Origin of the sequence: Streptomyces sp. NPDC059861 (assembly GCF_042731435.1) — a bacterium.
Lineage (GTDB): Bacteria > Actinomycetota > Actinomycetes > Streptomycetales > Streptomycetaceae > Streptomyces.
In genome coordinates this window covers 23,573-43,607 of sequence record NZ_JBHWJQ010000023.1, presented here as the reverse complement: position 1 = coordinate 43,607, position 20,035 = coordinate 23,573, and the positions used below count along the sequence as shown (strand labels likewise).

At 71.5% G+C, this 20,035-nt stretch carries 22 protein-coding genes; 13 read left to right on the top strand and 9 right to left on the bottom strand.

Features of this window, described 5'->3' with window-relative positions; genetic code table 11:
* Position 1: 1 nt before the first annotated feature.
* Entirely contained in the window at positions 2–547 is a 546-nt protein-coding gene (locus tag ACFV6X_RS21025; protein WP_385385616.1) for an arginine repressor, read from the top strand.
* Here the strand turns inward: ACFV6X_RS21025 and ACFV6X_RS21020 are convergent.
* Positions 477–962, bottom strand: coding sequence for a helix-turn-helix domain-containing protein (locus ACFV6X_RS21020; RefSeq protein ID WP_385385614.1), 486 nt, complete (start codon positions 960–962; stop codon positions 477–479). The two genes, ACFV6X_RS21025 and ACFV6X_RS21020, sit on opposite strands and share 71 nt — an antisense overlap.
* 74 nt (positions 963–1,036) lie before the next feature.
* Between ACFV6X_RS21020 and ACFV6X_RS21015 the strand changes: the two genes are divergently transcribed.
* Positions 1,037–1,873 (top strand): class I SAM-dependent methyltransferase, encoded by an 837-nt coding sequence (locus tag ACFV6X_RS21015; RefSeq protein WP_385385612.1) that lies wholly within the window; start codon positions 1,037–1,039, stop codon positions 1,871–1,873.
* A gap of 93 nt (positions 1,874–1,966) precedes the next feature.
* Here ACFV6X_RS21015 and ACFV6X_RS21010 read toward each other — a convergent pair whose 3' ends face one another.
* The 5 genes from ACFV6X_RS21010 to ACFV6X_RS20990 all read right to left on the bottom strand — a co-directional run bounded on the left by ACFV6X_RS21010 (position 1,967) and on the right by ACFV6X_RS20990 (position 6,417).
* On the bottom strand, positions 1,967–2,767 hold the full coding sequence (locus ACFV6X_RS21010) for an FAD:protein FMN transferase (RefSeq protein ID WP_385385610.1): 801 nt from the start codon (positions 2,765–2,767) through the stop codon (positions 1,967–1,969).
* Positions 2,760–3,524: an FMN-binding protein gene (locus ACFV6X_RS21005; protein ID WP_385385608.1), complete on the bottom strand. Its 765-nt coding sequence runs from the start codon at positions 3,522–3,524 to the stop codon at positions 2,760–2,762. The genes ACFV6X_RS21010 and ACFV6X_RS21005 overlap by 8 nt, the downstream gene beginning before the upstream one ends.
* 28 nt (positions 3,525–3,552) lie before the next feature.
* Entirely contained in the window at positions 3,553–4,935 is a 1,383-nt protein-coding gene (locus tag ACFV6X_RS21000; RefSeq protein WP_385385606.1) for a ferric reductase-like transmembrane domain-containing protein, read from the bottom strand.
* Positions 4,936–5,014: 79 nt separating this feature from the next.
* A complete protein-coding gene (locus tag ACFV6X_RS20995) occupies positions 5,015–5,716 on the bottom strand; it encodes a L,D-transpeptidase (protein WP_385385604.1) in 702 nt (233 codons plus the stop codon).
* A gap of 98 nt (positions 5,717–5,814) precedes the next feature.
* Positions 5,815–6,417: a pyridoxamine 5'-phosphate oxidase family protein gene (locus ACFV6X_RS20990; RefSeq protein ID WP_385385602.1), complete on the bottom strand. Its 603-nt coding sequence runs from the start codon at positions 6,415–6,417 to the stop codon at positions 5,815–5,817.
* Between the two features lie 373 nt (positions 6,418–6,790).
* Between ACFV6X_RS20990 and ACFV6X_RS20985 the strand changes: the two genes are divergently transcribed.
* From ACFV6X_RS20985 to ACFV6X_RS20965, 5 genes are all read left to right on the top strand, one after another.
* On the top strand, positions 6,791–7,984 hold the full coding sequence (locus ACFV6X_RS20985; RefSeq protein WP_385385600.1) for an argininosuccinate synthase: 1,194 nt from the start codon (positions 6,791–6,793) through the stop codon (positions 7,982–7,984).
* Between the two features lie 138 nt (positions 7,985–8,122).
* Entirely contained in the window at positions 8,123–9,553 is a 1,431-nt protein-coding gene (gene argH, locus ACFV6X_RS20980; protein ID WP_385385598.1) for an argininosuccinate lyase, read from the top strand.
* 87 nt (positions 9,554–9,640) lie between these two features.
* On the top strand, positions 9,641–10,612 hold the full coding sequence (locus ACFV6X_RS20975; protein WP_385385596.1) for an aldo/keto reductase: 972 nt from the start codon (positions 9,641–9,643) through the stop codon (positions 10,610–10,612).
* A 96-nt stretch (positions 10,613–10,708) separates the two neighbouring features.
* A complete protein-coding gene (locus tag ACFV6X_RS20970; protein WP_385385595.1) occupies positions 10,709–11,260 on the top strand; it encodes a TetR/AcrR family transcriptional regulator in 552 nt (183 codons plus the stop codon).
* Positions 11,257–12,780: an MFS transporter gene (locus ACFV6X_RS20965; protein WP_385385593.1), complete on the top strand. Its 1,524-nt coding sequence runs from the start codon at positions 11,257–11,259 to the stop codon at positions 12,778–12,780. The genes ACFV6X_RS20970 and ACFV6X_RS20965 overlap by 4 nt, the downstream gene beginning before the upstream one ends.
* A gap of 279 nt (positions 12,781–13,059) precedes the next feature.
* On the opposite strand, the gene ACFV6X_RS20960 is transcribed toward ACFV6X_RS20965, so the two are convergent.
* Complete coding sequence (locus ACFV6X_RS20960; protein WP_385385591.1) at positions 13,060–13,734, bottom strand: lysophospholipid acyltransferase family protein; 675 nt, start codon at positions 13,732–13,734, stop codon at positions 13,060–13,062.
* A 379-nt stretch (positions 13,735–14,113) separates the two neighbouring features.
* Between ACFV6X_RS20960 and ACFV6X_RS20955 the strand changes: the two genes are divergently transcribed.
* The 3 genes from ACFV6X_RS20955 to ACFV6X_RS20945 all read left to right on the top strand — a co-directional run bounded on the left by ACFV6X_RS20955 (position 14,114) and on the right by ACFV6X_RS20945 (position 16,404).
* A complete protein-coding gene (locus ACFV6X_RS20955) occupies positions 14,114–15,280 on the top strand; it encodes a glycerophosphodiester phosphodiesterase (protein WP_385385589.1) in 1,167 nt (388 codons plus the stop codon).
* A gap of 75 nt (positions 15,281–15,355) precedes the next feature.
* Positions 15,356–15,862 (top strand): sigma-70 family RNA polymerase sigma factor, encoded by a 507-nt coding sequence (locus ACFV6X_RS20950; protein WP_385385587.1) that lies wholly within the window; start codon positions 15,356–15,358, stop codon positions 15,860–15,862.
* A gap of 44 nt (positions 15,863–15,906) precedes the next feature.
* Complete coding sequence (locus tag ACFV6X_RS20945; protein WP_385385585.1) at positions 15,907–16,404, top strand: GNAT family N-acetyltransferase; 498 nt, start codon at positions 15,907–15,909, stop codon at positions 16,402–16,404.
* A gap of 12 nt (positions 16,405–16,416) precedes the next feature.
* Here ACFV6X_RS20945 and ACFV6X_RS20940 read toward each other — a convergent pair whose 3' ends face one another.
* Both ACFV6X_RS20940 and ACFV6X_RS20935 read right to left on the bottom strand, forming a co-directional pair.
* Positions 16,417–16,845, bottom strand: coding sequence for a hypothetical protein (locus ACFV6X_RS20940; RefSeq protein WP_385385583.1), 429 nt, complete (start codon positions 16,843–16,845; stop codon positions 16,417–16,419).
* A complete protein-coding gene (locus ACFV6X_RS20935; RefSeq protein WP_365451399.1) occupies positions 16,826–17,185 on the bottom strand; it encodes a hypothetical protein in 360 nt (119 codons plus the stop codon). Before ACFV6X_RS20935 ends, ACFV6X_RS20940 begins: the two co-directional genes overlap by 20 nt.
* Positions 17,186–17,254: 69 nt before the next feature.
* Between ACFV6X_RS20935 and ACFV6X_RS20930 the strand changes: the two genes are divergently transcribed.
* The 3 genes from ACFV6X_RS20930 (at position 17,255) to ACFV6X_RS20920 (ending at position 20,012) form a co-directional block, all read left to right on the top strand.
* Positions 17,255–17,905 carry an HAD family hydrolase gene (locus ACFV6X_RS20930; RefSeq protein WP_385385581.1) on the top strand — a complete coding sequence of 217 codons (651 nt, stop codon included), beginning with the start codon at positions 17,255–17,257 and terminating at the stop codon, positions 17,903–17,905.
* A gap of 320 nt (positions 17,906–18,225) precedes the next feature.
* The gene (locus ACFV6X_RS20925; protein WP_385385579.1) at positions 18,226–19,278 is read left to right on the top strand and encodes a methionine ABC transporter ATP-binding protein; all 1,053 of its coding nucleotides are present in this window, start codon (positions 18,226–18,228) and stop codon (positions 19,276–19,278) included.
* Positions 19,275–20,012 (top strand): methionine ABC transporter permease, encoded by a 738-nt coding sequence (locus tag ACFV6X_RS20920; protein ID WP_385385577.1) that lies wholly within the window; start codon positions 19,275–19,277, stop codon positions 20,010–20,012. Before ACFV6X_RS20925 ends, ACFV6X_RS20920 begins: the two co-directional genes overlap by 4 nt.
* Positions 20,013–20,035: the final 23 nt, after the last annotated feature.

Genomic DNA, 20,035 nt, shown 5'->3' with positions numbered 1-20,035 from the left:
GATGAGCCAGGCGCAGGAAAACGGGCACGCGGGAGTCAACGGGCCTGCGGTGCCGCAGACCCGCACCGCACGCCATCGCCGGATCGTGGACATCCTCAACCGGCAACCGGTCCGCTCGCAGAGCCAGCTGGCGAAGCTGCTGGCCGACGACGGGCTGACCGTCACTCAGGCGACGCTCTCCCGCGACCTGGACGAGCTGAACGCGGTGAAGATCCGCAACACCGACGGCGACCTGATCTACGCGGTGCCCAGCGAGGGCGGCTTCCGCACGCCCCGCGCGCCGTTGGGAGGGTCGGCGAAGGAGGAGCGGATGCGGCGGCTCTCCCAGGAACTGCTCATCTCCGCGGAGGCCTCCGCCAACCTCGTGGTCCTGCGCACCCCGCCGGGCGCGGCCCAGTTCCTCGCCTCGGCGATCGACCAGGCAGAGCTGCACGACATCCTGGGCACGATCGCCGGTGACGACACGCTGCTGCTGATCAGCCGTCAGCCGGACGGCGGGCAGGCGCTCGCCGACCATCTGCTGCGGCTGGCCCAGAACGGCCACTGAGCCCGCCCTCCGGCGCGCTCATGGCACCCGACTCCGCCGCCCGCAGCAGGCGGCGGAAGGTCGGGCACTCCATATGGCTCGGCGCGGGGCAGTCCGCCGCGTGCCGCAGTCCGTCGCGCATGGCCGTGAGCCGGCGGATCGTCCCGTCCAGCTCGTCCGCCTTCGCCGTCAGCGTCGCCCGGTCGGGCCGGGGCCGCCCGTCCGGGGCGAATATCAGCGCGATCTCGTCCAGCGAGAAACCGGCGGCGCGCCCCATCGCGATCAGCGCCAGCCGCCGCAGGACCCCGGGATCGAAGACCCGCCTGCCGGCCCGTCTGCCGGTCGAGGCGATCAGGCCCTTCTCCTCGTAGAAACGCAGGGTCGAGGCGGGCACGCCGGAGCGCCGCGCCACCTCCGCGATGTCCGGATCCGCCATGACCTTGACCTCAAGCCGACTTGAACTGGCACCGTACGGGCAGGGCATGTCGACAGCAAGCGATGGGAGACGCCATGACCGCCGAACGCCGGGACGCGGAGGCACTGAAGGCGCTGTGGAGCGGGGTCGCGGGGCGCAACTGGGTCGCGGCGCAGGACCTGCTGGACGGGCTCTTCAAGCCGTTCGAGCCGCTCCTCGCCGAGCCGGTCGGCACCGGTGCGCGAGTCCTCGACGTCGGCTGCGGCACGGGCGGCACGACCGTCGCCGCGGCACGACGAGCCGGCCCGGAGGGCGACTGCGTGGGCATTGACGTCGCCGAGCCGATGATCGAGGCCGCCCGGGCACGCGCCGAGCGGGAGGGCGTGCCGGTCCGCTTCGTCTGCGCCGACGCCGCGACCCACGCCTTCGAGCCGGGCGGCTTCGACCTGGTCGTCTCGCGGTTCGGTGTGATGTTCTTCGAGGACTTCGCCGGCGCCTTCGCGAATCTGCGGCGCGCCGCCCGGCCCGGCGCGCAGCTGCGGCTCATCGTCTGGCGGGGTCCCGAGGACAACCCCTTCATGACGACGGCCGAGCGGGCGGCGGCGCCGCTGCTGCCGGACCTCCCGCCCCGTGACCGGGACGGGCCGGGCCAGTTCGCCTTCGCGCGGGCGGAGCGGGTGCGAAGCGTCCTCGCCGAGAGCGGCTGGACGGGGGTCGCCGTCGAGCCGCTCGACGTCACGTGCGCGATGCCGGAGAAGGAACTGGAGCGCTACTTCACGCTGCTCGGCCCCGTGGGCCGGGTCCTCCAGGAGACGGACGAGCCGACCAGGTCCCGGGTGATCGAAACGCTCCGGACGGCCTTCGCCCCGTACGTAGACGGAGGGGAGGCAAGCTTCACAGCAGCCTGCTGGCTGATCAGCGCCTCGGCGTAGCAGCGGTCGGGGTCAGCCCTGTGGTCGTGTGGGTGCCCAGCCCGGCCACCGGTTCTCATCCCGGCCACCGGTTCTCATCCCGGCCACCGGTTCTCATCCCAGCCACCCGCCCAGCCCTCCCGTGCACCACACCTCGTCACCCGCCGTGATCAGCAGTGCCTCCACGTCCGGCAGGGACTCCAGCCAGGTCAGGCCGTCGCGGGCGCCCCTCGCGAAGGCGGCCGTCGCCCAGCAGTCCGCCCAGGTCAGGCGGGGGGCGACGACCGTCACCGCGAGCAGGTCCGTCACCGCCGACTTCCCGGTGCGCGGGTCCACGATGTGGGCGCCGCGCTCGGCCGTGCCGGACGTCGCGACGGCCAGTTCGCGGGCGCCGGCCGCGGAGATGACCGCCGCCAGCCCGCCGGGCCGCAGCGGATCCGACACGCCGACCCGCCAGGGCCGCTCCGCGCCGGGCACGCCGAGCAGCTGCACGTCCCCGCCGCCGTTGACGCTGACCCCGCTCGCCCCGGCCGCCGCCAGCAGCCGCGCCGCCCGTTCCACGGCCCAGCCCTTCACGATCCCGGTCGGGTCGAGCCGGCCCTCGTACGTCGTGCTGAACCACCCCTCACTGACCCGTTCCGCCTCGGCGGCCAGCTCCAGCACCTCGGCGACCTCGGGATCGCACTCCCCGACGGTCATCTCCCCGCGGCCCAGCCGGGTCAGCTGGCTGTCCTCGCGGTAGGTGCTGAACACCGCGTCCACCTGGTGCAGTCCGGCGACGGCCGCGTCGAGGGCCGATCGCACGGTACGGGGATCCCCGCCGCGGACGTCGAAGGAGAAGACGGTCCCCATCACCTCCTCCGCCCGGCGTACCGCGGCGGGAGCCTGTGCGGGCTCCGTCACCGGCTCAGCCACCGGCCTGGTCCAGCGCCGACTGCAGCGACTGCCGGTAGCCGCCGCTGGTGTACGTGGCCCCGGAGACGGCGTCGATGTCGGCGCTGCCCGCCGCGACGGCGGCCTGGTTGAGCTCGGGCACGGCGTCGGCGGTGACCTGGGTGCTCTGGCCGCCGCTGGGCGCCTGCACCGCCTCGGCCTGCGTGATCTTCCCGCCGCTGACGGTGATCCGGACCTGTACGGGCCCGTACTGCGTCTGGGCCACGGCCCCGGTGACCGTACGCGCGGGCTGCGCCTGGCCCGACCCCTGCTCGCCCTCGCCCGAGCCGCCGCCCGCCGGCACCTTGTCCAGCGCCGACTGGAGGGACTCCTTGTAGCCCGCGCTGGTGTACGTCGCCCCGGACACCGCGTCGATCTGCGCGCTCTGCGCGGCCACGGCGGCCTGGTTGAGCTTGGGCACGGCGTCGGCGGTGACCTGGGTGCTCTGCCCACCGCTGGGCGCCTGCACCGCCTCGGCCTGCGTGACCTTCCCGTTGTTCACGGTGAGCCGCACCTGCACGGGACCGTACTGCGTCTGGGCCACCGCGCCGGTGACCGTGGCGGTGCCCGCGGCCTGCGCGCCGCCCTGGGGAGCCGCCGCGCCCGGCGGTTGCCGGGGCACCGCGGCCGCGGCGGAGCCGGGGTCGCTCGCCGGCTTCAGCGACAGCAGCAGCACGATGCCGGACACGGTGGCGGCGGTGGCGAGCACGGCACGCCGGATGGGATGGCTCTTCTTCATGGTTGCCGGTCTCCTGATGACCCGTCGCTCACATCTCGAACGACTCGTGATGGATACGGCGGGCGGGGACCCCCGCGCCGCGCAGTGCCTCGTACACGGACTGTGCGAAGCCGGGCGGCCCGCACAGGAAGACGTCGTGGCGGTCGATGTCGGGGATCTTCCGCTCCAGCGACTCCGCCGAGATGTCCGGGCGCTCCCCGTCCGGACTGTTGACCGCGTACATCAGCCGGGCACCCCGCTCGTTGGCGATCTTCGCCAGCTCGTCCCAGAGGGCCAGGTCCTGGGTGCTGTTGGCCCGGTACAGCAGCGTGATGTCACCGGCCGCGCCCGGCAGTGTCTCGAACAGCGCCCGCATCGGCGTGATGCCGACGCCGCCCGCGACCAGCAGCACCTTGCCGCGGCTGCGGCGCTGGGCGGTCAGCGCGCCGTAGGGCCCCTCGGCCCACACCCGGGTGCCGGGCTCCAGCTCGCGCAGCCGGGTGCTGTGGTCGCCGATCGCCTTCACCGTGATCCGGAGCATGTCGGGGCGGGGCGCCGCCGACAGCGAGTACGGATGGGAGCTGTACCGCATGCCCGGTGCCAGGAACCGCCACCGGAAGAACTGCCCCGCCTCCGCGCCCATCCGGTGCAGCTTCCGCCCGCTGATCAGCACCGACACGATGCCGGGCGTCTCCTCGATGACCGCGTCGACGCGCATCCGGTGCCGCAGGTTCAGCCGGATCGGGGTGATGATCCGGAACCACACCACCAACGCGGTGACCACGCCGTACAGCCCGTACCAGAAGGTCTTCGCGGCGGGTTCGACGGCGAAGTCGTTGCCGGTGCTGATCTGGTGCCAGAACGTCAGGTACACCGCGGCGTACGTCATCAGATGGACGTGGTACCAAGTGTCGTACGGCATCAGGCGGCGGACCGGGCCGATCGAGACGAGGCCGATGAGCAGCAGCAGTCCCGTGCCGATGGCGGCCTTGCCCATGTCCGGCAGCTGGTTGACGGAGTCGACGGTCTGCTGGACGACGTCACCGAGGGTCTTGCCGGCCTGCAGGGCGTATCCCCACATCGTGAGGAACACGTGCGCGATGACCAGGCTCAGGGTGTACCGGCCGGTCATCGCGTGCCAGCGCGCCACCCGGTCGGAGCCCACCCGCCGCTCCAGCGCGGGCACCCGGGCCATCTGGAGCACCACCAGGGCCATCAGGTAGCCGGCGAGCAGCCCGGTGATCCGGCCGGCGTTGAGGATCCGCCCGGTGGTGTCGGCGACGGCCGGGGTGTTCTGCCACCACAGCCACAGCACCGCGGCGGCACCGGCCCACACGGCGAGGAGCAGCGGGACGGCGGGGGAGCGGCGCGGGCGGATGCGGCGCATGGTCTGACGCCGGGCGGCGCGGCCGCCTGACAGCGTGGTGGTCACGGTTCCTCCGGGGACGGGGGCAACGGTTCGTCGTGGTCCCTTGGCCCAGAGATACGTGCGGTTGCGGTCGTGTGTTCAGTCAGTACCTGGTGATCGCGGTGGGACCGCTCTCCGTCCCCACCGCGATGTACGGCCTGCCCCGGGCCTTCGCCCACAGCAGGATCCGCCGCATGGCGTCCTCGGGCACCGACACACAACCCGCCGTCGGCCCCTCGCCTCTGACGTGCAGAAAGATGCCGGCCCCACGCCCGCGCACCGGCGGGTCGTAATTGAAGCCGATGACCAGCGCGTGCGCGTACAGCGGCCCGTACGACACCAGGTGCTCCGCCTCCTGCGCCCGGCAGTCGGCGGGCCGGGGCTCGGTCCAGCGGTTGTAGGCGGTGGAGTCGTTGTCCTGACACCACCAGGAGTCCGGGAGCACCCGCCGGTACCTGTACGTGGTGCCGGCCGGCGCCTCCTTGACGCCGAAGGCGTACGGCAGGGTGAAGAGACCTGTCGGCGTGGTGTTCGTGCCCTGCTTGCGGGCCGCCCCCTCGACCAGCCCGTTCGCCCCGAACCGGGCCGGCGCCGAACCGGCCGCGACCCAGCGCCCGTCCAGCCGGTCCCACCAGGTGACGGTCCCCTTCGTCGCGCCGGCCTCCGGCGCGACGGCGGTGATCAGCTGACTGCCGCCGCCGGTGTCGGCCATGCGGTCGGGCAGCGCGTCCCCCTCGGCGGGGGCGGCACCGAGGAGGCAGACGCAGACGAGGACGGACACGGCGGCGGCGGCGACGGGGCGCATGCCCCGACGCTAACGGGGGCTTCCCGCACCGGCAGTTCGGATGGGCCGTTCGGGCCCGAAGGTCACCCCGCGCGCCGGTGCGGCGCCCGAGCGGCGGTTCACATCGGACGGCCCTCGTGGCTCACGGGAGTCAGCGGCAGCGGCACCCCCGGCAGCCCGTCGAGGCTCGTGGCGATGTGGTCCTTGCTCGCGAAGTAGGCGCTCAGCGACGCGGTGTCCTCACGCGCGAAACGCCGGCCGTGCAGCTCGCGATCGCCGTCGTATGTCATCAGCGGCACCGCGAAGCCACAGCTGTCGCGGACCAGTTCGGCCGTCACGACGACGATCGCGCGCAGCCCGTGCGCGCTCGGGTCGATGTCCGGGAAGTGGGCGAGCAGTTCCCCGAAGCGCGGGTCGTCGCGGAAGACCGGCTCGCCGCGCCCGTGCACCCGGACGATGTTCGGCGGGCCCTGGAAGGCGCACCACATGAGGGTGATCCGCCCGTTCTCCCGCAGGTGCGCGACCGTCTCCGCGTTGGAGCCCGCGAAGTCGAGGTAGGCGACCGTGAGTTCGTCGAGCACCACGAACGAGCCCTTGAGGCCCTTGGGGGAGAGGTTGACCGTGCCCTCGCCGGAGAGCGGGGCGGTCGCGGTGAAGAAGAGGGGCTGCTCCTCGATGAACGAACGGAGCCTGCCGTCTATGCGCTCATATGTCTTTCCCATGGCAAGTGATTATCCGCGAAGTTAGTTCGTCTGCCTAAAGGATTAGGGCCGTGGCCGCCCCGGCCGGCGCTCAAGCGGGGCGGCCACAGCGCCTGTCGCGTCACTGGGTGAACGCGCAGGCGGCACGGGGTCAGGCCCTGGGGCCCAAGGGTCATGGGTGGCGGCGGTGCCTCGGATGGGGCCTGGGCATGCGGAAGCCTCGCCAGGGGTGGTGTGGCCGGTGGGGTGCCGGTCTTCGGTGAGGAGTACGGGAAAGCGATTTCGGATGTTCAGCCGAGTGGCGATTTACCTCACCGGCAGTGACCGGATTGACGAACCATGCAGACTGCTGCATACTCATGCATGTCAGCGAATGCAGTGTGAGGAGAAACCCGTGACCGAGCGCGTCGTACTCGCCTACTCAGGCGGTCTGGACACCTCCGTCGCCATCGGCTGGATCGCCGAGGAGACCGGCGCCGAGGTCATCGCCGTTGCCGTGGACGTCGGCCAGGGCGGCGAGGACCTGGATGTCATCCGCAAGCGCGCCCTCGCCTGCGGTGCCGTCGAGGCCGAGGTCGCGGACGCCAAGGACGAGTTCGCCGAGGAGTACTGCCTCCCGGCGATCAAGGCCAACGCCCTCTACATGGACCGCTACCCGCTGGTCTCCGCCCTCTCCCGGCCCACGATCGTCAAGCACCTCGTCGCCGCCGCCCAGAAGCACGGCGCCACCACGGTCGCCCACGGCTGCACCGGCAAGGGTAACGACCAGGTCCGCTTCGAGGCCGGCATCGTCGCCCTCGCCCCCGACCTGAAGTGCATCGCCCCGGTCCGTGACTACGCGATGACCCGCGACAAGGCCATCGCGTTCTGCGAGGAGAAGAACCTTCCGATCGCGACGACCAAGAAGTCGCCGTACTCGATCGACCAGAACGTCTTCGGCCGTGCCGTCGAGACGGGCTTCCTGGAGGACATCTGGAACGCCCCGATCGAGGACATCTACGAGTACACCCAGAACCCGGCGACCCAGCGTGACGCCGACGAGGTGGTCGTCACCTTCAAGGAGGGCGTCCCGGTCGCCGTCGACGGCAAGCCCGTCACCGTGCTCCAGGCGATCCAGCAGCTCAACGAGCGCGCCGGCGCCCAGGGCATCGGCCGGATCGACATGGTCGAGGACCGCCTCGTCGGCATCAAGTCCCGCGAGGTGTACGAGGCCCCCGGAGCGATCGCGCTGATCACCGCCCACCAGGAACTGGAGAACGTCACCGTCGAGCGCGAGCTGGCCCGCTACAAGCGCCAGGTCGAGCAGCGCTGGGGCGAGCTGGTCTACGACGGCCTGTGGTTCTCCCCGCTCAAGCGCGCCCTGGACGGCTTCATCGACGAGGCCAACCAGCACGTCTCCGGCGACGTCCGGATGACCCTGCACGGCGGCCGCGCCGTCGTCACCGGCCGGCGCTCCGAGAGCTCGCTGTACGACTTCAACCTCGCGACCTACGACACGGGCGACACGTTCGACCAGGCCGCGGCCAAGGGCTTCATCGACATCTACAGCCTGTCGTCGAAGATCGCCGCCAAGCGCGACCTCGCCTGACCGGGTCAGGCCTTCGGGTCACCTCACGCGTATCGGACTGACAGCCGCCTCCTCGCCTGCAGGGGTGAGGAGGCGGTCGCACAGCGGCGGCCGCACGGGCGGCCGAGGCCCACAGACAATCTCCGAGGAGCAACGCAAGTGAGCAGCAACAGCGGTGACGTACGGCTCTGGGGCGGCCGTTTCGCCGACGGTCCCGCCGAGGCCCTGGCGAAGCTGTCCGCGTCCGTCCACTTCGACTGGCGGCTCGCGCCCTACGACATCGCCGGCTCGCGTGCCCACGCGCGCGTGCTGCACAAGGCGGGCCTGCTCACCGACGACGAGCTGAGCCGGATGCTCGACGGGCTCGACCGGCTCGAGGCGGACGTGGCCGCGGGCGACTTCGTCGGCACCATCGCCGACGAGGACGTCCACACCGCCCTGGAGCGCGGCCTGCTGGAGCGCCTCGGCCCGGACCTCGGCGGCAAGCTGCGCGCCGGCCGCTCGAGGAACGACCAGGTGGCGACGCTCTTCCGGATGTACCTGCGGGATCACGCCCGCACCGTCGGCGGCCTGATCGCCGACCTCCAGGACGCTCTGATCGGCCTCGCCGAGGCCCACCCGGACGTCGCCATGCCCGGCCGCACCCACCTCCAGCACGCCCAGCCGGTGCTCTTCGCCCACCACGTCCTCGCACATGTGCAGTCCCTGTCCCGGGACGCCGAGCGCCTGCGCCAGTGGGACGAGCGGACGGCCGTGTCTCCGTACGGCTCGGGCGCCCTCGCGGGCAGCAGCCTCGGCCTGGACCCGGAGGCGGTCGCGAAGGACCTCGGCTTCGAGCACGGCAGCGCCGCCAACTCCATCGACGGCACGGCATCCCGGGACTTCGCCGCCGAGTTCGCCTTCATCACCGCGATGATCGGGGTGAACCTCTCCCGGATCGCCGAGGAGGTCATCATCTGGAACACGAAGGAGTTCTCCTTCGTGACCCTGCACGACGCCTTCTCCACCGGCTCGTCGATCATGCCGCAGAAGAAGAACCCGGACATCGCGGAGCTGGCACGCGGCAAGTCCGGCCGGCTGATCGGCAACCTGACCGGCCTGATGGCCACCCTCAAGGCGCTCCCGCTCGCGTACAACCGCGACCTCCAGGAGGACAAGGAGCCGGTCTTCGACTCCATCGACCAGCTGGAGATCCTGCTCCCCGCGTTCACCGGCATGATGGCCACCCTCACCGTGCACCGTGAGCGCATGGCGGAGCTGGCGCCGGCCGGCTTCTCGCTGGCCACGGACATCGCGGAGTGGCTGGTCAAGCAGGGCGTGCCCTTCCGGGTCGCGCACGAGGTGGCCGGTGAGTGCGTGAAGGCCGCCGAGGCCGAGGGCAAGGAACTGGACGAGCTGACCGACGAGCAGTTCGCGAAGATCTCCGCCCACCTCACCCCCGAGGTCCGCACCGTCCTCGACGTCCCGGGCGCCCTCGCTTCCCGCGACGGCCGCGGCGGTACGGCCCCCAGCGCCGTCGCGATCCAGCTGGCCGAGGTGAAGACGGACGTGGCGGCCCAGCACGAGTGGGCGACGGCCGGCAAGCGGTAGGGCAACGCCCCGCAGTCCCCGGGGTGAAGGTCATCGCGGGTTAGGTTGGTCGCAAGCCGTACCGGAGCCGACCGAACGGAGCCCGCGATGCCCTTCGCCCGACTGGCCACAGCGACAACCCCCACCTGCCACATCGGACTGGGTCTCGCCGCCGTCGGCCGCCCCGGCTACATCAACCTCGCCCGGGAACGGGACCTCGGGGAGGACCGCGGCGTCGAGACGTTGCGCGCCCGCACCCATGAGCTCCTCGACGCCGCCTACGCCCAGGGTGTGCGCTACTTCGACGCCGCCCGCTCCTACGGCCGCTCCGAGGAGTTCCTCGCCGACTGGCTGAACGCGCACCCCGAGGCCGACGACGTCGTCGTCGGCAGCAAGTGGGGCTACACCTACACCGCCGACTGGTCCACGGACGCCGAGCAGCACGAGGTGAAGGACCACGGCTTCGCCACCTACGTGCGGCAGCGCGCCGAGAGCGCCGAACTGCTGGGCGACCGGCTCGACCTCTACCAGATCCACTCGGTGACCCCGGACAGCCCCGCCCTCACCGACAGGCAACTGCACGCCGCACTCGCCGAGGTCGCCGCCCAGGGCCTGACCATCGGCTTCTCCACCAGCGGCCCCGCGCAGGCGGAGGCGATCCGGGCGGCCCTGAAGGTGACGGTCGACGGCGAGCCCCTCTTCCGCACCGTCCAGTCCACGTTCAACGCCCTGGAGACCTCGGCCGCCCACGCCCTCGCCGAGGCCCATGACGCCGGACTGACGGTGATCGTCAAGGAAGGCATGGCCAACGGCCGGCTCGCGGAGCCCTACGCGCCGGGCGGGCTGAAGGCCGTCGCCGCGGAGACGGGCCTGGGCTGCGACGCCGTCGCCCTCGCACTGATCCTGAGCAGGCCGTGGGCGGGCGTGGTCCTCTCCGGCGCCGCGACCACCGGCCAGCTCGCCTCGAACCTGCACGCCGCCGTCGTGGACCTCGACGAAGACCAGCTGGCACGGCTCGCCGTCCTCGCCGAGGATCCGCGGGTCTACTGGGAGCGGCGCGGGGAGCTGCCCTGGCACTGAGACCGGCCGTCCACCGACACCGGGATCGACCGCTGGCTGTGAGTCACACATGCCCAGAATGAGACATTCATGTCTCACATGGGTTATGGTTGTCTCATGGCCGTCGATCGAGAGCACGTACTGCGCACCGCCGCAGCCCTGCTGACCCGGAAATCCACCGCGACCATGGACGAGGTCGCGAAGGCCGCCGGAATCAGTCGGGCCACACTGCACCGCCAGTTCGCCGGGCGCGACGCGCTGGTCCGGGCGCTGGAGGCGCTCGGCCTCGCCGAGTGCGAGGCCGCCCTGGCGGCGGCCCGGCTGGACGAGGGCAGCGCGAGCGACGCCGTACGGCGCCTGGTCCGGGAGATCGAGCCCGCGGCCGGACTCGTCGCCTTCCTCTACACCGAGAACCAGCTGTTCGAGGGCGACGAGCAGAACGAGGGCTGGGACCGGCTCGACGCCCGGATCTCGGCGCTGTTCCGGCGCGGCCAGGACGCCGGCGAATTCCGCATCGACCTGACCCCCGCCTGGCTCACCGAGGCCCTCTACGGCCTGATCGCGGCCGGCGCCTGGTCCGTCCACGACGGCCGGGTCGCCGCGAACGACTTCCAGAACATGATCGTCGAGCTCCTGCTCGGCGGCGCCACACGGAGAGAGGAATCATGACCAGCACCCTGCGGCCGGCGAACGCGAACGAGGCGGTGAAGCGCCCCGGCCGCTGGCTCGCGCTGTCCGTACTCGTGCTCGCCGTGCTGCTGGTGGCCGTCGACGCCACCGTGCTGGGCCTCGCGACCCCCTACATATCCGAGGACCTGAGCCCGTCCGGCACCCAGCTGCTGTGGATCGGTGACGTCTACTCCTTCGTCATCGCCGGTCTGCTCGTCTCCATGGGAAGCCTCGGCGACCGCGTCGGGCGCAAGCGCATCCTGCTGATCGGCGCCACGGCGTTCGGCGCCGTGTCCGTGCTCAACGCCTACGCGACCACCCCCGAGATGCTGATCCTGGCCCGGGCGCTGCTCGGTGTCGCGGGCGCGACCCTGATGCCGGCCACGCTCGCCCTGATCCGCAACCTCTTCCACGACCCGCGCGAGCGCAGCCTTGCCATCGGTATCTGGGGCGCCACCGCGTCGGCCGGTACGGCGGTCGGCCCGATCGTCGGCGGTTTCCTGCTGGAGCACTTCTGGTGGGGCTCCGTCTTCCTGATCAACCTGCCCGTGATGGCGGTCCTCGTCCTTGTCGGCGTCAAGCTGCTGCCCGAGTCCAAGAACGCCAGTCCCGGCCCCTGGGACCTGCTCAGCGTCCTGCTGTCGCTGGTCGGCATGATCGCCGTGGTGTACGCGGTCAAGGAGGCCGCGACGCACGGGTTCGGCTGGGAGACCGTCGCCGCGGGCCTGCTGGGCGCCGCCGCGCTCCACGGCTTCGTCCGGCGGCAGTTCACCCTGCCGGCCCCGCTGCTGGACATGCGCCTGTTCCGCAACCGCGGCTTCAGTGGCGCGGTGCTCGCCGACCTGCTGACCGTCCTCGGCATGTCCGGCCTGGTCTTCTTCCTCTCGCAGTACCTGCAACTGGTGCAGGGCAGGCGCCCGTTCGAGGCGGGTCTGGCCGAACTGCCCGCCGCGATCGGCGCGGTGGCGGCCGGTCTGGTCGCCGGGCGGGCGGCCCGGCAGTACTCGGTGCGGGCGGTGGTCGCGGGTGGACTCGCCGCCGTCGGCCTGGCGCTGGGCGCGCTGACCCTGCTCGGCCAGCACACCGGGTACCCGCTGCTCGGCACCGCGCTGCTGGTCGTCGGTGTCGGCGCCGGATTCTCGTTCACGGTGACCGCCGACGTGATCCTCGCGTCCGTGCCCAAGGAGCAGGCGGGTGCCGCGTCGGCCGTCTCCGAGACGGCGTACGAACTCGGCGCGGCCCTCGGTATCGCCCTGCTCGGTTCGGTCGTGACCGGCGTGTACAAGGGCTTCACCGCGCCGGCGGGCACCCCGGAGGCCGCCCACGAGTCACTGGGCGGAGCCGTCGAGGTGGCCGCGGGCCTCCCGGCCCACACCTCCGAGGCCCTGCTGGAAGCGGCTCGTCAGTCCTTCGTGGACGGCCTGACCCTCGCCTCGGGCGTGGGCGCGACGGTACTGCTGGCGGCGGCGGCAGCGGCATGGATCCTGCTCCGAGGCCAGAGGCTGGAAGACACGACGTGACCCACCGCCGCAGAACGCCCGGCGAACCCCGCTGCCCGCGCCGCCGCAGGACGCCCGGCAAATCCCGCTGACAGCGCCGACGCAGGGGCGGGGGGGAAGTGCGCGACAAGCCACATCGAACGGCCGGCACAGGAACTGCCTCCGCAACCCCAACCCCCACGGTGACGGCCACCGCTGACCGGGCCGACGAAGAGGGGCGCGGGGAACTGCGCGACAAGCCCCCACCCGCGGCCGAAAACCCACCGCGCGCCCCACGCCCTCCCGCCCCACCCGGCGGAGCTACGCCGCTGTCTTGGCCTTCGTGGCGTACATGTCCACATACTCCTGCCCCGACAGCCGCATGACCTCCGTCATCACGGAGTCCGTCACGGCCCGCAGTACGTACCGGTCCCGGTCCATCCCGTCGTACCGGGAGAACTCCAGCGCCTCACCGAAGCGCACCGCCACGCGGGCGGGGCGGGGAAACCCGGCCCCGCCGGGCTGGATCCGGTCCGTCCCGATCATGGCGAACGGGACGACCGGAGCCCCGGTCATCAGGGTGAGCCGGGCGATGCCGGTACGGCCCCGGTACAGACGGCCGTCGGGCGAGCGGGTGCCCTCGGGGTAGATGCCGAAGACCCGGCCCTCCTCCAGGATCCGGCGGCCGGTCATCAGCGCCGCGACCCCACCCTTGCCGCCGTCGCGGTCGACGGGGATCATGCCGACGCCGGTGAAGAACCACGCCATCAGCCGGCCCTTGAGGCCCTTGCCGGTGACGTACTCGTCCTTGCCGATGAAGAAGACCTGACGGTCGCAGACCAGCGGCAGGATCATCGAGTCGATGAACGTGAGGTGATTGCCGGCCAGGATCACCGGACCGTCGCCCGGGATGTGCTCCACACCCTCCACCCGAGGGCGGAACATCAGGCGCATGATCGGACCGAGCACTGCCTTGATGAGCGCGAAGCGGGACAACGGGCCCTCCGGGGTCAACGGATTCGGTATGAGTCTGTGCAGGTGAGGACGATACTCGCGGCCCCTGGGCAAGCGCACATCGGGGACATCGGGTTCACCGAGGTCTTACGCACTGTTGACGTACGTTCACCTGCGGTGGCGTGTCGCAGCCTACGCGTAACCCGGCGGCGACGATGTGACCGACATCGCGTGGAGCCGGTACCGACCGGCTACCCCGCGCCGCGCCGCCGAAGCCGACGGCTCGTCACCTCGGCCGAACGTACGGTCCTCATACGACATCCGTCGTCATCCACGCGTTCGAAATGAAGCCTCCCGGCTGACACGTCGACACCCCTACGATCTGCCAGCACCACCGACATTCACGGCAAGGAGGCCGCTGATGGCAACGCAGGAGTCCAACGAGCAGGAGCAGGCGCGCACCGGGCGGCGCGCGCTGCTCGGAGCTGCGGTGCTCGGCGCGGGCGGAGCGGTCCTCGGTCTGTCCGGCACGGCGAGAGCCGATGCGCGACATGGAGGCCGAGGAATGAAGAGCCTGCCCGTGCCGACGATCGTCGGCCACCGCGGTGCCAGCGGTTACCGTCCCGAGCACACCCTGGGCTCGTACCAGCTGGCCCTCGACATGGGTGCCGACATCGTCGAGGCCGGCGACCTGGTGCCCTCCAAGGACGGTCACCTCGTCTGCCGGCACGAGCCCGAGATCGGCGGCACCACGGACGTCGCCGACCACCCCGAGTTCGCCGACCGCAGGACCACGAAGGTGCTGGACGGCGTCCCCACCACCGGCTGGTTCACCGAGGACTTCACCCTCGCCGAGCTGAAGACCCTGCGCGCCACCGAGCGCATCCCGGCCAACCGCCCGCACAACACCCTCTACGACGGCCGCTGGGAGATCCCCACCTTCGAGGAGGTGCTCCGGTGGCAGGACGAGCAGGCCCGCAAGCGCGGCAAGGAGGTGTGGATCTACCCCGAGCTCAAGCACCCCACCTACTTCCGCAAGCTGGGCCTCTCCCTGGAGGAGCGGGTCGCCAAGGTGCTGCGCAAGTACCGCAGGGACCGCTGGAACTCGCCGGTCATCCTCCAGTCCTTCGAGCCGACCAGCGTCCAGCGCCTGCACAAGCTGGTCGACAACCCGCTCGTCGTGCTGCTGTCCGGTGCCACCACCCGTCCCTGGGACTTCGTGGAGACCGGTGACCCGCGTACCGTCGCCGACCTGATCAAGCCGGCCGGCCTGCGCGAGATTGCCTCCTACGCCCAGGGCATCGGCCCCACCCTCGACCTGGTCATCCCGAGGGACGCCGCCGGCAACCTCACCCGGCCGACCACCCTCGTCGCCGACGCCCACAAGGTCGGCCTCAGGCTGCACCCCTACACGATGCGCAACGAGAACCCGTTCCTGCCCGCGAACTTCCGCGAGGGCACCGACGCGGACGCCTACGGCGACGTCTTCGGCGCCTACAAGGCGTACTTCGCCACCGGCATCGACGGCATCTTCACCGACCAGCCCGACACCGGCCTGCTGGCCCGCGAGGACTTCGTCAACAACTGAACCGCCCCACCCCGCTCGGGGTGACAGCCGGCCGCCCGGGCAACCCACCGCCCGGGCGGCCGCGTCGTGCCGCATATGACGCACGATCTGCTCACCGCACTGCGCCCCCTGCTCGCCGCCGAGGCCTCGGCCGAGGCGCACGCCGCCGGCACCGAGCCCGGCGACCTGGAACAGGCGGTCTGGCTCCGCCTTCTGGAACTCCTCGACTCCGGCGGCCCGCCCCGCGACCCCGAGCGCTGGCTGCGCCGCGCCGTCCGCTCCGAGGCCCGCCGCTCCCGCCGTACGACCCGGCACGAACGCCCGTACGGCACCGAGCCCGCCGACGAGACCGACCGCACCCCCGAACAGCTCGTCCTCACCGCTTCCCGCACCCGTGCCCTGCGCGCCGCGGTGCGCGGGCTGCCCGGGCGTTGCCCCGCCCTTCTGGAGGCGTTGATGTCCCCCAAGGACCTCACATACCGGGAGATCGCGGGGGAGTTGGGTATCTCACAGGGAAGTCTCGGGCCGGAACGTTCCAGATGTCTGGGATGTCTGCGGCGATTGCTTGCCGCGGAGGTTGCGGCCCGCGGAGCACGGGGATAGGAGTGAGGGACAACAGGCAACAGGTGAGCGGGAGGCGTGCACACATGGGCATGAGCGTGATCATCTCCGAGGCGACCGACCAGGACGTCGAGCAGATCTTCAAGCTGCAGTACCTGTGCTTCCAGAGCGAAGCGGCGCTGTACGGCAACTACCGCATCGACCCGCTCGTCCAGACGCTCGATTCGGTCCGTCAGGAGGTCGCCGAGGACTGCGTCTTCGTGGCCCGGCTCGGCGACGAGGTGATCGGCTCGGTGCGCGGCGCGATCACCGACGACGGCGCGGCGGCCATCGGCCGCCTCTGCGTCCACCCCCGCCTCCAGGGCCACGGCATCGGCGCCCGCCTCCTGAACGCGGCCGAGTCGGCCCTCGCGGAGCAGCGCGGCGCCAAGAAGTTCCGCCTCCACACCGGCCACCGCAGCGAGGTCAACCTTCGCCTCTACCGCAAGGTCGGTTACGAGACGGTGGGCACGTCGCAGGGCACGGACGGCGTCCCCATGATCGTCCTGGAGAAGCAGGCGGGCGCCTACGTGACGACGGCCTGAGCCGCGAGGCCCTCAGGCGCTCCGCGCCGCCTTCCGCAGCCACCACAGCGCCGAGACCGGCAACAGCACCGGGATGAACAAGTAGCCCATGCCGAAGTCGGACCACACGGTCGCGTCCGGGAACGCCGACGGCTCGACCAGCGTCCACGTGCCGACGACCAGCACACCCACCAGCTCGGCGGCGCAGCAGACCTGCGCCGCCCTGCGGGCCGTCTCCCCACCGCGCACCAGCGTGTACGTGATGAACCCGTACACGATCCCCGCCAGCGCCGACAGGGAATAGGCGAGCGGCGCGTGGTCGAACTCCGTGGCGATCTGGTACGCGGACCGGGACACGGCTCCCACGACCATCACGCCGTACAGCCACACCAGCAGCACCCCGGGGCCGCTGATCAGCCGCGTCCTGGCCGTCGTGGCCACCTCAGCCTCCCCAGATGTCATAGAGCCGCACCTCCAGCACGGCGAGCACCACGCCACCCGCGGCGACCGTCACCGAACCCCACTTCGACCGTTCGGCCAGCGACATGAACCCGGCGGCCGGGACGCAGGCGAACGCGCCCAGCAGATACGCCACGAAGATCGTCGTCCCCTGGGCCGGCTCCTCGCCGCGCGCCAGCTGCACGATGCCGATCACCAGCTGCGCCAGCGCCAGCACCGACACCACGGCCATCCCGATGAAGTGCCAGTCCTTCGTCGGCTGATCGCGGTACGCGGCCCAGCCGCACCACGCGCCGAGCAACAGCGCGGCGACCGCGGTCGCCACCGTCAGGGCATCAAGCATGGAGCGACCCTATTACGGGCCAAAAGGCCTGATGCGGCCGCCCCCGGGGTCCCCCGTAGGGTCGAGGACATGAAGATCCGCGCACAGGCCCTGCTGTTCGACAACGACGGCACCCTCGTCTCCTCCCTGGAATCCGTCCACCGCTGCTGGACCCGCTGGGCGGGGGAGTACGGCATCACGGCCGAGCGCTTCGCGCGGGTCGAACTGCACGGCCGGACCGCGGCCGAGATAGCCGCCGATCTGCTGCCGTCCGAGATCGTGCCGGAGGCGGTCGCGCGGATCGAGGCGCTGGAGGTGGAGGACGTGCCCAACGGCGGTGTGCGCCTGCTCCCCGGCACGTACGACTTCCTCACCGCCCTGCCCGCCGACCGCTGGGCCGTCGTCACCTCCGCCACCCGCCGCCTGGCCGAGGCCCGCCTCGACGCCGTCGGCATCCTGCCCAAGACGCTGGTCGCCGCCGACGACGTCACCCGGGGCAAGCCCGACCCGCAGCCCTACCTGCTCGGCGCCCGCGCGCTGGGCGTGGACCCGGCCGCCTGTGTCGTCTTCGAGGACGCCCCCGCCGGACTGCGGGCCGGGCGCGCCGCCGGGATGACCACCGTGGCCTTGGCCACAACCCACCCCGCCCACGAACTGACCGCCGACCTGGTGGTCGAGGACCTGTCGGCCCTGTCCGTGCTGGTCACCGCCGACGGCGTGGAGATCTCCGTCCGGGACTGAGGAGCGTCCACCGCTGTCCGCAATGCGGACAGCGGTTCCTGATTGCCTCCGTACGTCTGCTTTACTGATCGCATGACCACGACGAACAGCCGCATCCCTGCGACCGAGGCGACCCTCACGCCCGGCGCCGGCTGTATGTGTCGTCGAATGTGCGCCTTCTAGAGGGCCCCCGCACCCCCTGAGCCTCGCGCCCCGAAGCGAGCCGCCGGTGGCATGTCCGTACCTCCTCCGCCGTACGTGACCCGCTTGCCCCGCGCACCTCTTCCCTCCCGTACCAGGGCACACCCACGCCCGCGTACTCGACAGTGACGGAAACCCACGTGATCACCACATCGGGCCTGACGAAGATCTACCGGCCGCACCGCCCCGGTGGCCGCGAGGTCACCGCGTTGGACGGCGTCGATCTGCACGTCCGCGAAGGTGAGGTCTACGGCGTCATCGGCCAGTCCGGCGCCGGCAAGTCCTCGCTGATCCGCTGCGTCAACCTCCTGGAGCGCCCCACCTCCGGCACGGTCACCGTCGCCGGCCAGGACCTCACCGCCCTCGCCGGGCGCGGTCCGCGCGCGGGACGGGAACTCCGCCGGGCGCGCAGCCACATCGGGATGGTCTTCCAGCACTTCAACCTGCTGTCCTCCCGGACCGTCCAGGACAACGTCGAGCTGCCGCTGGAGATCCTCGGCAAGGCCGGGAAGGAACGTTCCCGCAAGGCCCTCGAACTCCTCGACCTGGTCGGCCTCGCCGACAAGGCGAAGGCCTACCCCGCCCAGCTCTCCGGCGGCCAGAAGCAGCGCGTCGGCATCGCCCGCGCCCTGGCCGGCGACCCCGAGGTGTTGCTCTCCGACGAGGCCACCAGCGCCCTCGACCCCGAGACCACCCGCTCGATCCTGAAGCTGCTGCGCGACCTGAACCAGCAGCTCGGCCTGACCGTCCTGCTCATCACGCACGAGATGGACGTCGTCAAGAGCGTCTGCGACTCGGCCGCCCTGATGGAGAACGGCCGCATCGTCGAGTCCGGCACGGTCAGCGAGCTGCTCGCCACCCCGGGCTCGGAGCTGGCCGCCGCGCTCTTCCCGGTGGGCGGCGAGGCCTCCGCCGACGACCGCACGGTCCTCGACGTCACCTTCCACGGTGAGTCCGCCACGCAGCCGGTCATCTCCCAGCTGGCCCGCACGTACAACATCGACATCTCCATCCTGGGCGCCGCGATCGACACCGTCGGCGGCCTCCAGGTCGGCCGGATGCGCATCGAACTGCCCGGCCGCTACGAGGACAACGTCGTGCCGATCGGCTTCCTGCGCGAACAGGGCCTGCAGATCGATGTGCCGGGTGCCACGGACGACGCGCCCCTGCTGGTCAAGGAAGGTGCCAAGTGACCTGGTCCGAGATGCGGCCCCTGCTGGAGCAGGCATGTACCGAAACGCTGATCATGGTCGGCTGGTCCACCCTGATCGCCGTCGTCGTCGGCCTGCCGATCGGCGTCCTGCTCGTCCTCACGGACAAGGGCGGCCTGCTGCAGAGCACCGTGCTGAACAAGGTCATCGGGCAGATCGTGAACGTCGGCCGCTCGCTGCCGTTCATCATCCTGATGGTGGCGCTGATGAGCTTCACCCGCTGGGTCACCGGCACCACCATCGGCAGCGGGGCCGCCATCGTGCCGCTCGCCATCGGCGGCATCCCGTTCTTCGCCCGCCTCGTCGAGACGGCCGTCCGCGAGGTGGACCACGGACTGGTCGAGGCTGTCCAGTCGATGGGCGGCGACAACTGGACCATCGTCCGCAAGGTCCTCGTCCCCGAGGCCCTGCCGTCCCTGATCGCCTCCACCACGACCACGGTCATCGCCCTCATCGGCTACTCGGCGATGGCCGGCACCGTCGGCGGCGGCGGACTCGGCGACCTCGCCGTCCGCTACGGCTACCAGCGCTTCGAGACCGGACTGATGTGGATCACGGTGGCGGTCCTCGCCGTCGTCATCTCCCTCATCCAGTTCGCCGGCGACTGCACGGCCCGCTCCCTGCACCACCGCGGCGCCCGCTCCGGCCCCGGCCCCAAGCTCCGCCTGCTGAAGGCGAAGGAGCCGGCCGTGGCCGACGTGGACAAGGTCGCGTAACCCCCCAAGAACCCCCCGCACAC

Bases quoted from the DNA above. Each gene is read 5' to 3' on its own strand.
- ACFV6X_RS21025 (WP_385385616.1), top strand. From the start codon at position 2: ATGAGCCAGGCGCAGGAAAACGGGCACGCGGGAGTCAACGGGCCTGCG.
- ACFV6X_RS21020 (WP_385385614.1), bottom strand. From the start codon at position 962: ATGGCGGATCCGGACATCGCGGAGGTGGCGCGGCGCTCCGGCGTGCCC.
- ACFV6X_RS21015 (WP_385385612.1), top strand. From the start codon at position 1,037: ATGACCGCCGAACGCCGGGACGCGGAGGCACTGAAGGCGCTGTGGAGC.
- ACFV6X_RS21005 (WP_385385608.1), bottom strand. From the start codon at position 3,524: ATGAAGAAGAGCCATCCCATCCGGCGTGCCGTGCTCGCCACCGCCGCC.
- ACFV6X_RS20995 (WP_385385604.1), bottom strand. From the start codon at position 5,716: ATGCGCCCCGTCGCCGCCGCCGCCGTGTCCGTCCTCGTCTGCGTCTGC.
- ACFV6X_RS20990 (WP_385385602.1), bottom strand. From the start codon at position 6,417: ATGGGAAAGACATATGAGCGCATAGACGGCAGGCTCCGTTCGTTCATC.
- ACFV6X_RS20975 (WP_385385596.1), top strand. From the start codon at position 9,641: ATGCCCTTCGCCCGACTGGCCACAGCGACAACCCCCACCTGCCACATC.
- ACFV6X_RS20970 (WP_385385595.1), top strand. From the start codon at position 10,709: ATGGCCGTCGATCGAGAGCACGTACTGCGCACCGCCGCAGCCCTGCTG.
- ACFV6X_RS20965 (WP_385385593.1), top strand. From the start codon at position 11,257: ATGACCAGCACCCTGCGGCCGGCGAACGCGAACGAGGCGGTGAAGCGC.
- ACFV6X_RS20955 (WP_385385589.1), top strand. From the start codon at position 14,114: ATGGCAACGCAGGAGTCCAACGAGCAGGAGCAGGCGCGCACCGGGCGG.
- ACFV6X_RS20950 (WP_385385587.1), top strand. From the start codon at position 15,356: ATGACGCACGATCTGCTCACCGCACTGCGCCCCCTGCTCGCCGCCGAG.
- ACFV6X_RS20945 (WP_385385585.1), top strand. From the start codon at position 15,907: ATGGGCATGAGCGTGATCATCTCCGAGGCGACCGACCAGGACGTCGAG.
- ACFV6X_RS20940 (WP_385385583.1), bottom strand. From the start codon at position 16,845: ATGACATCTGGGGAGGCTGAGGTGGCCACGACGGCCAGGACGCGGCTG.
- ACFV6X_RS20935 (WP_365451399.1), bottom strand. From the start codon at position 17,185: ATGCTTGATGCCCTGACGGTGGCGACCGCGGTCGCCGCGCTGTTGCTC.
- ACFV6X_RS20930 (WP_385385581.1), top strand. From the start codon at position 17,255: ATGAAGATCCGCGCACAGGCCCTGCTGTTCGACAACGACGGCACCCTC.